We start from the raw sequence: 15,684 nt of genomic DNA, 5'->3' as shown, positions 1-15,684 counted from the left end.
TAGATTATTCTTCGTCGATCGAGAGCAATAATTCAAAAATGGCGTCGGCGCTTGAAGCCTGACGAATACGGCTGCAGATATCTTCATCACGAAACAACGTCACCAGCCGAGAGAGGTGTTGCAGATGATGTTCGGTATCATCTTCGGGCACTAATAAACCAAATGCGATATCAATTGGTTTGCTATCAGCCGACTCAAAATCGATGGGGGTTTCCAGAGTTAACATGGCGGCGACGGTATGAGTGAGGTCCGGGACTCGGGCGTGGGGAATTGCCACGCCCTTGCCTAAACCGGTACTGCCCAAACGCTCGCGTTCGAGCAGTACTTGAAAGATTTTTTCAGCTGTCGCTGCACTGGTATTGGCTGCCAGCATACGACTGAGATTTTCGATCACCCGTTTTTTACTGGTGGCTTCATCGTGAAAACTGATGTTGTCGGCATTTACGAGCAGTGCAGCGATAAGCATGAAAAATCCCGCCCCTTAACTAGCGTTATGTTTTTGAATAGCACCATCGGCTTGATGGTGGTTGGTGATTTTATCTTTGTGTTTAATGATTTGTCGATCCAGTTTGGCAACCAGATTTTCAATAGCGGTATACATATTTTCCTGCTCATCAGAAGCAAATAAGTCTGCTCCACTGGCATGCACGGTTGCTTCAGCTTTCTGCCGTAGTTTTTCAACAGATAGCACCACATGCACGTTAGTCATATGATCAAAATGACGAGTAAGTTTCTCGAATTTTTTATTGACATGATCCCGAAGGCTGTCAGTGATATCGATATGTTGTCCGCTTAGATTTAATTGCATAATGCATTGCTCCTGTTGGTGGACTAAAACTGGCGTTACACCAGTCGCTTACGCTCATTTGAGGGCGCTATCGCTAACGTTTCGCGGTACTTTGCAATGGTACGGCGAGCGACATTAATGCCCTGTTCTCCGAGAATATCAGCAATTTTGCTGTCACTCAGGGGTTTTCTTGGGTTTTCTGCCGCGACCAGTTTTTTTATGATCGCGCGAATGGCTGTAGCTGAACATTCCCCGCCGCTTTCAGTGCCGACATGGCTGGAGAAAAAGAATTTCAATTCAAAAATGCCGCGCGGAGTATGCAGATATTTACGTGTGGTGACACGGGAAATAGTGGATTCATGCATTTCCACTGTCTCAGCGATATCGGCTAACACCAACGGTTTCATCGCTTCTTCGCCATGGTCAAGAAAGTCTCTTTGCCGTTCAACAATGGCTTGGGTGACCTTCAATAGGGTCTCATTACGACTTTGTAAGCTTTTCAGAAACCAGCGTGCTTCCTGCAGGTTGTTTTTCAGATAGGTATTTTCTTCACTGCTATCTGCCCGGTTAATTAGTGAGGCGTAATGCTCGGCAATTTGCAGTTTTGGTGCATTGTCCGGGTTAAGTGATAACTGCCATTTTCCATTCACTTTTATCGCATAAACATCCGGCACGATATATTCGGTTTTTTCAGTTTGAATACTACTGCCAGGACGCGGATTGAGCAATTGAATTGAACGGACCAGATCGGTTAACTCATCATCACTGACTTTCAGCATGCGTTTTATCTGAGCGTAATCACGTTTGGCGAGTGTATCCAGGTGTTTGTCGATAAGCTCGGTCAGTAATTCAATATGTTTCAGAGCGACAGAGGATTCATATAGTCGCAGTTGAATTAACAGACATTCGCGTAGGTCACGGGCGCCGACGCCAACCGGATCAAAGTGATGAATCCGATGTAATACAGTTTCAATTTCATCCAATTCTACCTCAGCAAATTCTTCACCAAGACTTTGCTGAATTTCTTCCAGAGTGGTTTTTAAATAGCCATCATCTTCAATTGAATCAATGATGGTGGTGGCAATAGCTTGTTCAGTTTCAGTAAATGGGGTGAGACGCATTTGCCAGAGCAAATGTTGTTGCAGGCTATCGCTGCTCTCATCTTGATTATCACGCTCATAATCACTATCGCCGGATGGACCGGAACTGCTCATGCTTTGAGTGTTATCGTAGGTATCTTCCCATTTGCTATCTACGGGCAGATCTTCAGGGATATCGGTATTTTCCAGCTCACTTATTTCGCGGCTACCATTATCTTCATCGCGACGAGCAACGCCTGGTTCACCGTAATCGTATTCTTCCTCAACTTCGAGCAGGGGGTTGGTTTCCAGCGCTTCCTGAATTTCAGTCTGCAGCTCTAACGAAGATAATTGCAACAAACGGATCGCTTGTTGCAACTGAGGTGTCATCGACAGGCTCTGACCAATGCGTAGCTGTAATGAGGGCTTCACTTAATTTTTTGTTTTAATGTTGTGACCATGAGTTTATGTTACCGCAATCGTCGCGCCGTTGCCTATACGTGTTTCTAAAATAAAAATCACACTAAGGTTACAGCGGTGGATTTAAAACTTATCCAGACAGAATGACCGATTGACAGTTCTAAAGCGGACAGTGCCTGGCGGCTGATGATGACTTCAAATTTATCACCACAATCAATGGTCAAGCGGATGGCTTTGTCGGCTTCGCTGATGCTGATAAGCCTGCCGGGTAGTTGATTGCGAGCACTGCTATCTGAGTGGGCATGAGTACTAACCGTGATCGCCAGAGGATCAATGGCAATATGTCTGGCGGACGAAGAGCCTTCTGCTGCGAAGATCTTAAGCGAGTTGGTGTGAAATATTTCACCATCATAATGACCATGAAATAAATTCAGTAGTGGGGCGGAAACCAGCTTTCCTCTTACCAGCTGCAAGGCATTTGGTGTTATAGCCAAAGCCTGCAATCGATCATGTGTTGAAAACAATACCGTACGATTTCCACCTGAGTTTAAGCAATTAATTACATCTTCAAGCTGCCGTTGATGAAAGCTATCGAGGTTAGCAAACGGTTCATCAAGTAACAGAATATCTGGTTCAAAGGCCAAAACCCTGGCGATGGCTACACGGCGTTGTTCACCACCTGACAACGTGCTGGCGGATTGATCGGCCAGCCGGGTCAAATTGACGGTTTCCAAAACCTGTTGCAGTCGAGATGCATGCAATGACTTATCGACTTTCTGCAGTTTCAGCGCCAATTGAATATTGTCTGTTACTGTGCCAGGAAGCATATACGGATGTTGATCTACCAGACCGATTCGCTGACGATGCTGCGTCTTTGACGTCGCGATATTATCACCAAAGACCAGCATATCCCCTGCATCCGGTCGTTGTAATAATGCCAGTAGATGAAACAAAGTGGACTTGCCAGCGCCGTTCTCGCCTAATACGGCCAGACATTCATTTAATGGGATATTGAGTTGTTCAATATCCAAGGCTAGCTGATTACCGTAATGCACTTTGACGTTGTTGAGTTGATAAGCGTAGCTCATGTTAATCGCCGATTGAGCCAGGACAACGCAAAATTCAATATAAAGGCGATTAGCAACAACACAATACCCAGTGCCAACGCCAATTCGAACTCGCCCTTACTGGTTTCCAAGGCAATGGCGGTGGTCATGGTACGGGTGTAGCCTTCAATATTGCCGCCCAACATCATTGCGGCACCAACTTCACCTATTGCCCGACCAAATCCAGTCAAAATAGCGACTAATACAGCTAATCTCACGGCTTTTAATACTTGAAAGCATTGTTGCCATTTATTGGCGCCCAGGCTTTTTAAGGTCAGAATCAATCGGGGATCAGCCGCATTAACAGTGACTAAGGTCAGATTCATCATGATCGGAAAGATCAAAATACTTTGGGCAATGATCATGGCAGATTGGGTGTAAAGCAACCCTAATTCACCCAATGGCCCCATTCGGCTGAACAGCCCATAGAGTAACAATCCAATAACCACGGTGGGCATGGCCATCAAGGTATTGAGGATATGTTGTAGAGCCGCTTTGCCTGAAAATTCGGTTAATGCAGTAAACACTCCTGCAGGGATCGCCAGTAATGCGGCGATGAATGCGGCTGCAACCGAAATACTGACGGAAGTCTGAATGATCTCCCAGACAGTGGCATCAAATGCCATCAACAGTTTGATTGCTGCGACGAAAGATGCACCGAAAAAATCCACGACTAATTTAGACCAAGTGTCAGCGAACTAATCCCAGCCGCTCGCAAACGGTTAATACCGGCTCGGATTTATTCATGCTGTAAAAATGCAGACCGGGTACCTCGATTTCTATTAACTGTTCGGTGAAATCAGTCAGAAAATCAGTGGTAAACGCCTGCATGGACGGAATGTCGTCGTAATAGGCTTCCAGCTTTTTACGCAGCCAGCGTGGAATTTCTGCCCCACAGCCGGAAGAAAAACGGGCCAGTTGTGAATAATTATTGATCGGCATAATGCCGGGAATAATCGGAATTTCAATACCGGCCTGCATACAGCGATCTGCAAAATACAGGTAGGCATCAATATTATAAAAATACTGTGTGATCGCACTGTCAGCACCGGCATCAACTTTGCGTTTGAAGTTGTCAAAATCGCTGTTGGCGTCCTGTGCCTGCGGATGCACTTCCGGGTAAGCGGCAACTTCAATGGTGAAATGATCGCCAGTTTCCTTACGGATAAATTCCACCAGTTCATTGGCATAACGAAAGTCACCTGGATCGCGCATTCCTGAAGGTAAATCTCCTCTTAATGCCACCACACGGGAAATATCGTTATCAATATAGGTTTGTAAAATAGTGCGAATGCGTTCTTTTGAAGAACCCACACACGAGAGATGTGGTGCTGCGCCAATTCCGGTTTCAGCAGCACGTTGCTGTATGGCGACTACTGCCTCCAGAGTATTGTCTTGGGTTGAGCCTCCTGCACCAAACGTCACAGAATAAAATTCAGGCTTTAATACGGACAATTGCTCTTGTACCAATAAAAGGTTCTGGGCGCCTTTTTCCGTCTTAGGCGGGAAAAATTCGCAGCTGATAACAGGTTGTTTGGACATGATGCTTGACTTCAACAGAAAAAGGAAAAAGGGCTAACTTGAAAAGTTAGCCCCCATTTAAACTTAGTAACGGTAATGTTCCGGTTTGTATGGACCATTCTGTTCAAGACCCAGATATTTGGCTTGTTCTGCGTTTAATTCGGTCAGATTCGCACCGATACGACCTAAATGCAATCTAGCCACTTTTTCATCCAGACGTTTCGGCAACACATAAACCTTGTTTTCGTAGTTGGCACTGTTATGCCATAACTCGATTTGCGCCATTACCTGATTGGTGAATGAGGCTGACATCACAAAACTCGGATGACCAGTTGCACAACCCAGATTTACCAGACGACCTTCCGCCAGCAGAATAATGCGTTTGCCGTCAGGGAAAATTACATGATCCACCTGAGGCTTGATATTTTCCCACTGATATTTACGAATTGAAGCAACATCAATTTCGTTATCAAAGTGACCGATGTTACAAACGATAGCTTCATTTCTCATCGCGGCCATATGGTCGTGATTGATGACATTGATATTACCGGTTGCCGTGACAAAGATATCGGCTTTATCAGCCACTTCATCCATGGTGACAATCCGGTAACCTTCCATTGCTGCTTGTAATGCACAAATCGGATCAATTTCGGTGACCATAACGGTGGCCCCCATACCGCGGAAGGCTTGAGCACAGCCTTTGCCGACATCGCCGTAACCTAAAACAACACAGATTTTGCCGGCAACCATAACATCGGTTGCACGTTTGATTCCGTCAAGCAACGATTCACGGCAGCCGTACAGGTTATCGAATTTAGATTTAGTAACTGAATCGTTAACGTTAATAGCCGGTACTTTCAAGGCACCTGCTTTCATCATTTCGTATAAACGATGCACACCAGTAGTAGTTTCTTCAGACAGACCTTTAACATCAGCCAGCAATTCAGGGTAATCCTGATGCATCATCGTGGTTAAATCACCACCATCATCCAAAATCATATTCGGGCGCCAGCCGTCAGTGCCCATAATAGTCTGACGAATACACCAGATGGCTTCTTCTTCGGTTTCACCTTTCCAGGCAAATACCGGAATACCTTGATCGGCAATCGCCGCAGCGGCGTGATCCTGAGTTGAAAAGATATTGCATGAAGACCAGCGCACTTCTGCACCCAGTTCAACCAATGTTTCGATCAACACGGCTGTTTGAATGGTCATATGCAGACAACCAGCGATACGCGCACCTTTCAGCGGATATTGACCAGCATATTCTTCGCGTAACGCCATCAACCCAGGCATTTCACTTTCGGCGATTTTAATTTCCTGATGACCCCATTTCGCCAGACTGATGTCGGCAACTTTGTAATCTGGTTTTAGATTTTCTACTGCTGATTGCATGATAAATTCCTGTAATTAGTTGATTTTTGCTGCTTCACGTAAGACGGGAGCAAGATCGGTTCGTTCCCAGCTGAAGTCAGCTTCTTCACGTCCAAAATGGCCATATGCGGCAGTTTGCTGATAAATAGGACGGACTAAATCCAACATTTTGATAAGACCAATCGGGCGAAGATCAAAATGCTCGCGAACTAATGCGACAAGTTTATCTTCAGCAATTTTGCCGGTGCCAAATGTATCGACACTGATTGAGGTGGGCTCAGCAACACCAATGGCGTAAGAAACCTGGATTTCACAACGGTCAGCAAGCCCGGCAGCAACGATGTTTTTTGCTACATAACGGCCCGCATAAGCCGCACTGCGATCCACTTTCGATGGATCTTTACCGGAGAATGCCCCGCCACCATGACGGGCCATACCACCGTATGTATCAACGATAATTTTACGGCCGGTCAGACCACAATCACCCACTGGTCCGCCAATAATAAATTGTCCGGTTGGATTGATATGGTAACGGGTATTTTTAGTGAGCCATTCGGCTGGAAGTGTCTGTTTGATAATCAGCTCCATTACCGCTTCTTTGAGATCGGCCTGGCTGATTTCAGGGTTATGCTGAGTGGATAACACTACGGCATCAACACCAACGGGTACGCCATTTTCATAGATGAAAGTCACCTGACTTTTAGCATCTGGACGTAACCAAGGCAACTCACCACTTTTACGCACTTCTGCCTGACGTTTCACCAAGCGGTGAGCGTAGGTTATTGGTGCTGGCATCAACACTTCGGTTTCATTACTGGCATAACCAAACATCAGGCCCTGATCACCAGCTCCCTGATCTTCTTCAGTTTCACGATCCACACCCATGGCAATATCGCTGGATTGCTTACCGATAACCGACATCACGCCACAGGTTTGTCCATCAAAACCGACTTCAGAGCTGTTATAACCAATATCCGTGATAGTTTTACGAACAATATCTTCCAAATCGACCCAGGCATTAGTTGAAATTTCACCGGCGACAATGGCAACCCCCGTTTTTATAAGGGTTTCGCAGGCAACACGGGCGTGGGGATCTTTGGTCAGAATGGCATCTAACACAGCGTCGGAAATTTGGTCTGCTACTTTATCTGGATGACCTTCTGAAACGGATTCAGAGGTAAAAAGATAAGCATTACTCATAGACAACTTCCTCATTAAAATTCAAATAAGGTAATGATAGTTTTGCTATGGGAAAAGTTCGGATGAAACGCCCATTACTACCAGTGACCTGTTAATAATGAACGCCGTTTGGAAATGTGAAATTGAATAAGCCTAGCAGAGCATTCTCTGTCGCAGCGTTCCTCATTCAATGTGGCATATGGTAATTGATAATTGAAAAATTACCAAGTTAAGTCCGTCACATTAAATAACTAGTTGATGGCCATGATTTTTCAGCCAACTTCGATGCTCGCGGTAATTCGGGTCAAATCGTTCAACCAAATCCCAAAACGCTTTTGAATGATTATGTTGCTGCAGATGACATAATTCATGAATGATCACGTAATCATTAATCGCTTGAGTGGCCTGAACTAACTGCCAATTCAGTTGAATTTCGCCACGGAGATTACAACTGCCCCAACGAGCTTTATAACTTTTGATTTTAACCTGTTTGGGCGATAAACCGGTTTGTTCGGCCAGCAGTTTTACCCGGGCGATTAAAAGCGATTCAGCCTGGCGTTTATACCATCGGGTCAATGTCTGACGCACTTGCAGTGAACTCACATTCATCGGCGCCAGCATGATCAATTTTTTTTGTTCGAGTTTGATATGAGTTCGCTGGCGGTTAGTCTCGCAAACAATATCTAAAGGATAATATTCGCCCATAAACGGCTGCAATTCACCTTGCACAAATTGCCGCTCAGGCGGCCGTTTTTGATAGTGCAGTAATTTGTCAGCGATCCATTGCTGTTTGCGCATCACAAATTGTTTTGCCAGCCACAACGGCATCAATTTAGGCAAATGCAAACTGACCTTACCATCTTGGATTTTGATGGCAATCGACTTTCTGCGCGCACTGCGAACAACCTGCAGCGCAATATCGTTGATGTGAATAATGCTCATTGAAGGACTTAAAAACGTATTAGCTGGGCATTTTAGCGACTGATTTGCGAAAATGTCGGATTAAACAGGCTTTATTATGACTTTGACCACAAATATTAAATTCGCCCATCGCCTATCTCTGGCGCCCATGCTGGATTGGACCGATCGGGATTTCCGTTATTTATGCCGACTTATTTCCAAACATACCTTGTTGTATACCGAAATGATCACCACAGGCGCATTGTTGCATGGCGATCATCAACGTTTTCTGGCACATGATGTAATCGAATATCCGATGGCATTACAGTTGGGTGGCAGTGATCCGGCAGAATTAGCAAAATGTGCCAAATTAGGCGCCGAGGCTGGTTATCAGGAAATTAACCTGAATGTCGGTTGCCCCAGTGATCGTGTTCAAAATGGCCGCTTTGGAGCTTGTCTGATGGCCGAGCCCCGGCTGGTTGCAGAATGCGTCACAGCGATGAAACAGGCCGTTGATATCCCAATTACGGTGAAAACCCGTTTAGGTATTGATGAACATGATAACTATGAATTTCTAAGAGAATTTGTCGATGCTGTTTATAAGGCCGAGGTTGATGCAGTGATTCTGCACGCCCGCAAAGCCTGGTTAAAAGGGTTAAGTCCAAAGGAAAACCGTGATATCCCGCCACTTGAATATGAAAAGGTATATCAGATTAGAAGGGAATTTCCAGATTTGCATCTGGATATTAATGGCGGCATTCATACGCTGGATGAAGCCGAAAAACATCTACAACAGGTCGATGGCGTGATGATGGGGCGAGCACTTTATCATCAGCCTTACATTCTGGCAGAAGCGGACAAACGAATTTTTAATGATGATCGTGTGATACCGAGCCAGCACGAAATAGTGGAATTAATGTTGCCGTATATCGAGATGCGAATGAAAGAGGGCAGACCCTTGAAATCCATTACACGGCATATGCTGGGCTTGTTTCAGGGCTTGCCCGGTGCTCGTCGCTGGCGGCGGCACTTAAGTGAAAATGCCCATTTGCCTGGAGTTGGGATTGAAGTCGTTCGTGATGCGCTCAAATTAATTGGCTAAATTTAATAAAAATCAATTCCTCAAGCCAGTACCTTTATGTAGCAGATACAACGCATAGGCGGTCAGAGCGGTGATAAACAGCAGAATGATGGCAAAGGCAGCAGCCACCGGAATATCCGACACACCTAACAAGCCATAACGAAACGCGTTGACCATATATAAAACCGGATTCAATAACGAAACGTTTTGCCAGAATTCCGGCAACAGCGAGATCGAATAAAACACCCCACCCAGATAAGTAAGCGGCGTCAGCACAAAGGTCGGGATAATCGAAATTTCATCAAAGCTGCGGGCATACAGCGCATTAATAAAGCCACCAAGCGCAAACATGATGGCACTGAGGATTACCATGCTGATGGTGATGCCAATATGTTGAATTGAGATTTTGGTAAAAATCAACGATACCAGTGTCACAATCAAACCCACACATAAGCCACGGGCGACACCACCAACGACATAACCGGCGAGAATAATATAGTTGGGCACCGGAGAGACCATCAATTCTTCAATATGATTTTGAAACTTGGCACTGAAAAATGACGAGGCAACGTTGGAGTAGGCGTTATTAATAATCGCCATCATAATGATGCCGGGCGCGATATATTCCATATAACTAAAGCCGTCCATCTCACCAATACGGCTGCCAATCAGATTGCCGAAAATAATGAAATAGAGCGTCATAGTGATAGCTGGCGGTAATAGGGTTTGCGCCCAGATTCTCAGGAAACGACGGACCTCCCGCGTAACAATCGTTGAAAAGGCTATCCAACGTAGTTGGCGACGATGATTCATTCAACTGTCTCCGGACGTTCAACCAGTGTTAAGAATAATTCTTCCAGACGATTCACCTTGTTTTTCATACTACCCACTTTGATGCCGCGTTTAGTTAACTCACTGAACAAGTCATTCAAACCTTCCTGGCGCTGCAACTCGACTTCGATGGTATGGGCATCAACCTGATGAAAGGCAATCCCGTTTAACAGGCTACTATCGTTCAATGGCTCCAGTAAATCCAACACAAATGTTTCTTTATCCAGACGGTTTAATAACGATTTCATATCGGTATTTTCCACAATTCGACCTTTGTCGATGATGGCGATATTGCGACACAGGTTTTCTGCTTCTTCTAGATAATGTGTCGTCAGAATAATGGTGGTGCCGCTTTGATTGATTTCGCGTAAAAACACCCACATAGAACGGCGTAACTCGATATCAACGCCAGCGGTAGGTTCATCTAAAATTAGCAGTCGCGGATTGTGCACCAGCGCTCGGGCAATCATCAGTCGTCGTTTCATACCGCCCGACAATGAGCGAGATGCGGTATGACGTTTCTCCCACAAGCCGAGTTGTTTCAACAATGCATCGGCGCGAGGTTCGGCCTGTTTGGCCGGAACGCCATAATATCCGGCTTGCGTGACCAGAATGTGTTTGACCTGTTCAAAGCCATTAAAATTGAATTCCTGCGGCACCAGACCGATATAACTTTTTGCCAGTTCGGTTTGGCTATCCAGATCGGCATCGAAGATTTTCACCGAGCCGCTGGATTTTGTCACCAGCGAGGTCAATATGCTGATGGTCGTCGATTTACCTGCACCGTTTGGCCCTAACAAAGCAAAGAAGTCGCCTTCTTCAACTGTCAGATTAATATCTTTCAGTGCTTCAAAACCATTACGATAGGTTTTATTCAGATGTTCGATGGTCAGCGCTTTCACCGATACCGCCTCAAGCAGATTTAAACGTACTAGATTATCATGCCACCCATGTCTGATGATATTTACCCCAACTTAAACCCTGTTTCGCCACCGGCCTCTGAAGCTGAGTTGATGCTGCGTTGTCAGCAAATAGCGGGCAAAACGGTAGGACAATTGGCTCAACAATGCCAGCTCACTGTTCCTGCAGATTTGCGCCGACACAAAGGCTGGCTGGGAAATTTGTTAGAACGCGTATTGGGTGCCGATGCGGGTAATCAGGCTGAACCAGATTTTATTGCGTTAGGGATTGAGCTCAAAACCATTCCTTTGAACAGTCGAGGCGAGCCTAAAGAATCAACCTATGTTTGTACCGTTTCACCTCGAGGCGCAGCAGAAACCCATTGGCAGAACTGTTGGTTGCGTCGTAAACTGAGCAAGGTTTTATGGTTGCCCATTGAGGCTGACAACTCTATTCCACTTGAGGAGCGCTATGTTGGACAGGCAATATTGTGGCAACCTTCAGAGCAACAGGAAACGGTTCTGCGGCAGGATTGGGAAGAATTGATGGAAATTATGATTGCAGAAGGCGCGGTTACCGCCAAATTAGGACGCTATCTGCAAATTCGTCCCAAGGCCGCACATAGCCGCATCACCAATCGTCAAATTGGTCATGATGGGGAGGTAGAATTGCATCATCCATGCGGTTTTTACCTTCGTACCAGCTTTACACAACAAATTCTGTCAGGGAAAGCTTGCTGTTAATGTTCAGCAACAGGCAGAATGCACATTAGTAAAAAGGATTGGTTTAGTGCAAAAACTCAATGCATTAGTTGTAGACGCTTCTTCAGAATTCAGAAATAAAGCCCGCGCACTACTATCAGCCGCAGGGTTTGAAGCAGACATCGCCGAAACCGGCTACCAAGGGCTGGAATATGCTCAACAAACTCGCTATCGCTTAGTCTGTTGCAGTGATGATCTGCCAGATATCGCTGGCAGTGAATTTTGTGGCCAATTACGCGCTATCAATGGTTATGATTATGCTGCGGTGCTAGTCATGACCGAAAGCGATAATGCGCGAGTTCTTAAACAGGCATTACTGGCTGGCGCCACCGATATTTTTAGTAAGCATGATGAGTCTGAGTTGGGTATTTATGTACAACGTCTTGCCCAACGTGAAACCCGCCAATTATCCGGTAGGGTGTTATTCATCGAAGACTCCCGCGTATTACAAACCATTATTATCGATTTACTGACTGATATGGGGCTCGATGTTGACGCCTACACCTTTGCAGAAGAGGCATGGGAAGCTTTCAGTGGTGGGGATTATGATTTGGTGATTACCGATATCATGCTGGAAGGCAGCATGAGTGGTATCACTTTAGTCAGGAAGATCCGTCGTTTGCGAGAAGACTATGGCAATGTGCCAATTATCGCGACTTCCGGGTTTGATAATGTGTCGCGTAAGATTGAGTTGTTCCATCTTGGCGTTAATGATTTTGTTTCTAAACCAATTGTCCGTGAAGAGCTTCGCCAACGAGTTTTTAACCACATTACCAGCTACCAGAATTTCCGTGAATTGAGAGCACAGCAAAATTCCTTGTGCAGTTTGGCGATGCTTGATGAATTGACACAGCTCTTCAACCGCCATGCATTGCGAGAGTTCGCTGGTAAATATCTAAGCGAAGCCTATCGTTTTAAACGTGATTTAGCGATGGCGGTTATCGATCTGGATCATTTCCGGGCTATTAATGAACAGTATGGCTTTGTTCGTGGTGATAATTTGCTGGCCGAATTGGGTAACTGGTTGAAACGTCATGTGCGTGATGTCGACATGATCGCGCGTTGGTCGGGCGAGGAATTTGTTTTGTTATTACCGGGATGTGATGAGCAGATGGCATCACTACTAATGCAACGCATGCAGAAGCGCCTGACACGATTCAATCCGGCAAGCATCAGCATCACTATCAGTGTTGGTGTTGCAACATTGCGCCATGACAAGCAGGACACACTTAATAGCTTATTTGAGATGGCGGATCGTGCTATGTATCAAGCGAAAATGGCCGGGCGAAACTGTGTCAGGATCTATCAAGCTGAATCGGAACTGCCTATCCGTGAAACTCAGGAATAATTGTTAGCAAATTCAGCGCATTGTGGCTGAGTTAACATAAAGATCCCATGACCGCCTTGTTCCATATCAAGCCATAAAAAATGGGTTTCCGGCCATCTCTCATCAACTGCCAGATCGCTATTGCCCACTTCAACAAACAGTAATCCCTGCGGTGTCAGAAACTGGGCTGCGCCGATAATTATCTGTTCAACTAACGCTAACCCATTATCATCGGCCTGCAACGCATGCACCGGCTCATGATGATATTCAGCAGGCAGGCTGGCCATTTCCAAGTCACCTACATACGGCGGATTACTGATAATCAGATCATATTGCCGTGAGCTGTTCAATTCCGTCCATAAATCCGATTTGATAAGCTTAAGTTCATCGCCTAGCAGATGTTTGTTTTTATTGATCTGGGCAACTTTCAGTGCTTCCTCGCTGATATCGACGGCATCGACTTCTGCATGTTCAAATGTCATTGCCAGGGCTATGGCAATGCACGCACTGCCGGTGCACATATCCAGAATGCGCTCAACCGAATCGGCATTTTGCAACCATGGGGCAAATTGGCTATCAATCAATTCGGCAAAAGGTGAGCGGGGGATCAGTACTCGCTCATCCACATAAAACGGCAGACCAGCAAACCAAGCTTCATGTGTCAGGTAGGGGACTGGAACACGTTGCTCGATCCGACGTTTGACCAATTGTAATAAAGCGTGTTTTTCAGCACTACACAAACGGGCATCAAGAAATATTTCCGGTAACTCGGTTACCGGAAGTTTCAGGCTATGCAGGATAAGCTGGGTCGCTTCATTAAACGCATCATTATTGCCATGACCAAAGAAGAGCCGGGCTTCTTCAAAGCGGGATGTCGTCCAACGTAAAAAATCACGCAAGGTGCTGAGTTCAGCCTCAGCGGCCTGATAATCTGTTGCCATTAATGTGCAGTGATATCAACGAAATGACCAGCAATTGCCGCGGCAGCAGCCATTGCAGGGCTGACTAGGTGCGTACGACCACCTTGCCCTTGTCTGCCTTCAAAATTACGGTTTGATGTTGAGGCACAATGCTCACCAGCTTCCAGACGATCAGCATTCATTGCCAAGCACATGGAACAGCCTGGATCGCGCCATTCAAAGCCAGCTTCAACAAAGATTTTATCCAGACCTTCTTGTTCTGCCTGTTGTTTGACTAAACCAGAACCAGGAACGACCATCGCTTGTTTGACCGTTGCAGCGACTTTGCCACCCTTAATTGCAGCTGCAGCTTCTCGCAAATCTTCAATTCGTGAGTTGGTGCAAGATCCGATAAATACTCTGTCCAAGCGGATATCTTGAACTGGCTGGTTTGCATTTAAACCCATGTATTTCAAGGCTTTTAACATACCGTTACGTTTTACAGCATCATTCTCTGCATCGGGATCTGGAATATTGGAATCTACCGAAACCACCATTTCAGGTGATGTTCCCCAGGTAACCTGAGGTTTGATTTGGCTGGCATCCAAAGTAACCACATTATCAAAATGCGCGTCGACATCACTGTGCAACTCGCGCCATAGTTCGACAGCTTTGTCCCAATTTTCACCTTTCGGTGCAAATGGACGACCTTTCAAGTAATTGATAGTGGTGTCATCGACAGCGATCATGCCGGCACGGGCACCCGCTTCAATGGTCATATTACAAACCGTCATGCGGCCTTCCATTGATAGCGCCTGAATGGCTTCCCCGGCAAATTCGATTGCGTAGCCTGTGCCACCGGCGGTGCCGATTTTTCCAATGATTGCCAGCACGATATCTTTAGCTGTAATGCCTGGATTAACATGGCCTTCAACTTTGACCAGCATGTTTTTGGATTTACGTTGAATCAGACATTGCGTTGCCATGACGTGCTCAACTTCGGATGTACCTATACCAAATGCCAAAGCACCAAAAGCACCATGCGTTGAAGTATGAGAATCGCCACAGACTACAGTCATTCCGGGAAGAGTTGCCCCTTGTTCAGGACCGACGACATGCACAATGCCTTGACGTAAATCATTAAGGCCAAATTCAGTAATGCCGAATTGTGCGCAATTTTGATCCAGCGTTTCGACCTGCAATCGTGAAATAGGATCAGCAATACCCTGTTCGCGATGAGAAGTTGGCACGTTATGATCGGGGGTCGCCAGAATAGAATTTAAACGATAGGGTATACGACCCGCCAGACGTAAGCCTTCAAAGGCCTGTGGAGAGGTGACTTCATGGACCAGGTGGCGATCGATATAAATCAGCGCTGTGCCATCTTGTTCACTGCGAACAACATGTTGATCCCATAATTTATCGTAAAGCGTTTTGGCAGACATATCATCTCAAACCGGATTAATTTTAATAGCAGAACATTATACCGTTTTGAGACACGAGAACGACAGACATAAAA

General features: G+C 45.8%; 16 protein-coding genes and 1 riboswitch. Of the genes, 3 read left to right on the top strand and 13 right to left on the bottom strand.

Annotation, left to right across the window (positions count from 1 at the left end; genetic code table 11):
• Positions 1 to 4 precede the first annotated feature (4 nt).
• From A9E74_RS09095 to A9E74_RS09055, 9 genes are all read right to left on the bottom strand, one after another.
• Positions 5 to 466, bottom strand: coding sequence for a PTS sugar transporter subunit IIA (locus A9E74_RS09095; protein WP_069296315.1), 462 nt, complete (start codon positions 464 to 466; stop codon positions 5 to 7).
• A gap of 15 nt (positions 467 to 481) precedes the next feature.
• Complete coding sequence (hpf, locus tag A9E74_RS09090) at positions 482 to 808, bottom strand: ribosome hibernation-promoting factor, HPF/YfiA family (protein ID WP_069296314.1); 327 nt, start codon at positions 806 to 808, stop codon at positions 482 to 484.
• A 35-nt stretch (positions 809 to 843) separates the two neighbouring features.
• A complete protein-coding gene (locus tag A9E74_RS09085; protein ID WP_069296313.1) occupies positions 844 to 2,298 on the bottom strand; it encodes an RNA polymerase factor sigma-54 in 1,455 nt (484 codons plus the stop codon).
• Between the two features lie 86 nt (positions 2,299 to 2,384).
• On the bottom strand, positions 2,385 to 3,374 hold the full coding sequence (locus tag A9E74_RS09080; protein ID WP_069296312.1) for an ABC transporter ATP-binding protein: 990 nt from the start codon (positions 3,372 to 3,374) through the stop codon (positions 2,385 to 2,387).
• A complete protein-coding gene (locus A9E74_RS09075; RefSeq protein ID WP_069296311.1) occupies positions 3,371 to 4,063 on the bottom strand; it encodes an ABC transporter permease in 693 nt (230 codons plus the stop codon). Before A9E74_RS09075 ends, A9E74_RS09080 begins: the two co-directional genes overlap by 4 nt.
• Positions 4,064 to 4,082: 19 nt before the next feature.
• Positions 4,083 to 4,934, bottom strand: coding sequence for a methylenetetrahydrofolate reductase [NAD(P)H] (metF, locus tag A9E74_RS09070; protein ID WP_069296310.1), 852 nt, complete (start codon positions 4,932 to 4,934; stop codon positions 4,083 to 4,085).
• Between the two features lie 63 nt (positions 4,935 to 4,997).
• A complete protein-coding gene (gene ahcY / locus A9E74_RS09065) occupies positions 4,998 to 6,308 on the bottom strand; it encodes an adenosylhomocysteinase (RefSeq protein WP_069296309.1) in 1,311 nt (436 codons plus the stop codon).
• 15 nt (positions 6,309 to 6,323) lie between these two features.
• Positions 6,324 to 7,487: a methionine adenosyltransferase gene (metK, locus tag A9E74_RS09060; RefSeq protein WP_069296308.1), complete on the bottom strand. Its 1,164-nt coding sequence runs from the start codon at positions 7,485 to 7,487 to the stop codon at positions 6,324 to 6,326.
• Positions 7,488 to 7,579: 92 nt separating this feature from the next.
• Positions 7,580 to 7,657, bottom strand: a riboswitch (S-adenosyl-L-homocysteine riboswitch).
• Positions 7,658 to 7,709: 52 nt separating this feature from the next.
• Entirely contained in the window at positions 7,710 to 8,408 is a 699-nt protein-coding gene (locus A9E74_RS09055; RefSeq protein WP_069296307.1) for a M48 family metallopeptidase, read from the bottom strand.
• Positions 8,409 to 8,484: 76 nt separating this feature from the next.
• Between A9E74_RS09055 and dusA the strand changes: the two genes are divergently transcribed.
• Entirely contained in the window at positions 8,485 to 9,468 is a 984-nt protein-coding gene (gene dusA / locus A9E74_RS09050) for a tRNA dihydrouridine(20/20a) synthase DusA (RefSeq protein ID WP_069296306.1), read from the top strand.
• Positions 9,469 to 9,480: 12 nt separating this feature from the next.
• Here dusA and A9E74_RS09045 read toward each other — a convergent pair whose 3' ends face one another.
• The gene (locus A9E74_RS09045) at positions 9,481 to 10,260 is read right to left on the bottom strand and encodes an ABC transporter permease (protein WP_069296305.1); all 780 of its coding nucleotides are present in this window, start codon (positions 10,258 to 10,260) and stop codon (positions 9,481 to 9,483) included.
• On the bottom strand, positions 10,257 to 11,180 hold the full coding sequence (locus tag A9E74_RS09040) for an ABC transporter ATP-binding protein (RefSeq protein WP_069296304.1): 924 nt from the start codon (positions 11,178 to 11,180) through the stop codon (positions 10,257 to 10,259). Before A9E74_RS09040 ends, A9E74_RS09045 begins: the two co-directional genes overlap by 4 nt.
• 48 nt (positions 11,181 to 11,228) lie before the next feature.
• Between A9E74_RS09040 and mutH the strand changes: the two genes are divergently transcribed.
• Both mutH and A9E74_RS09030 read left to right on the top strand, forming a co-directional pair.
• Positions 11,229 to 11,921 carry a DNA mismatch repair endonuclease MutH gene (gene mutH / locus A9E74_RS09035; RefSeq protein WP_069296303.1) on the top strand — a complete coding sequence of 231 codons (693 nt, stop codon included), beginning with the start codon at positions 11,229 to 11,231 and terminating at the stop codon, positions 11,919 to 11,921.
• A 46-nt stretch (positions 11,922 to 11,967) separates the two neighbouring features.
• Complete coding sequence (locus tag A9E74_RS09030) at positions 11,968 to 13,287, top strand: GGDEF domain-containing response regulator (RefSeq protein ID WP_069296302.1); 1,320 nt, start codon at positions 11,968 to 11,970, stop codon at positions 13,285 to 13,287.
• On the opposite strand, the gene prmB is transcribed toward A9E74_RS09030, so the two are convergent.
• Together prmB and leuC are read right to left on the bottom strand one after the other, a co-directional pair.
• Positions 13,278 to 14,207 (bottom strand): 50S ribosomal protein L3 N(5)-glutamine methyltransferase, encoded by a 930-nt coding sequence (prmB, locus tag A9E74_RS09025; RefSeq protein WP_069296301.1) that lies wholly within the window; start codon positions 14,205 to 14,207, stop codon positions 13,278 to 13,280. The two genes, A9E74_RS09030 and prmB, sit on opposite strands and share 10 nt — an antisense overlap.
• A complete protein-coding gene (gene leuC, locus A9E74_RS09020) occupies positions 14,207 to 15,610 on the bottom strand; it encodes a 3-isopropylmalate dehydratase large subunit (protein WP_069296300.1) in 1,404 nt (467 codons plus the stop codon). The genes prmB and leuC overlap by 1 nt, the downstream gene beginning before the upstream one ends.
• Positions 15,611 to 15,684 lie beyond the last annotated feature (74 nt).

Origin of the sequence: Methylophaga muralis (assembly GCF_001720165.1) — a bacterium.
Classification (GTDB): Bacteria; Pseudomonadota; Gammaproteobacteria; order Nitrosococcales; family Methylophagaceae; genus Methylophaga; species Methylophaga muralis.
This window is presented reverse-complemented; position numbering and strand designations above follow the sequence as displayed.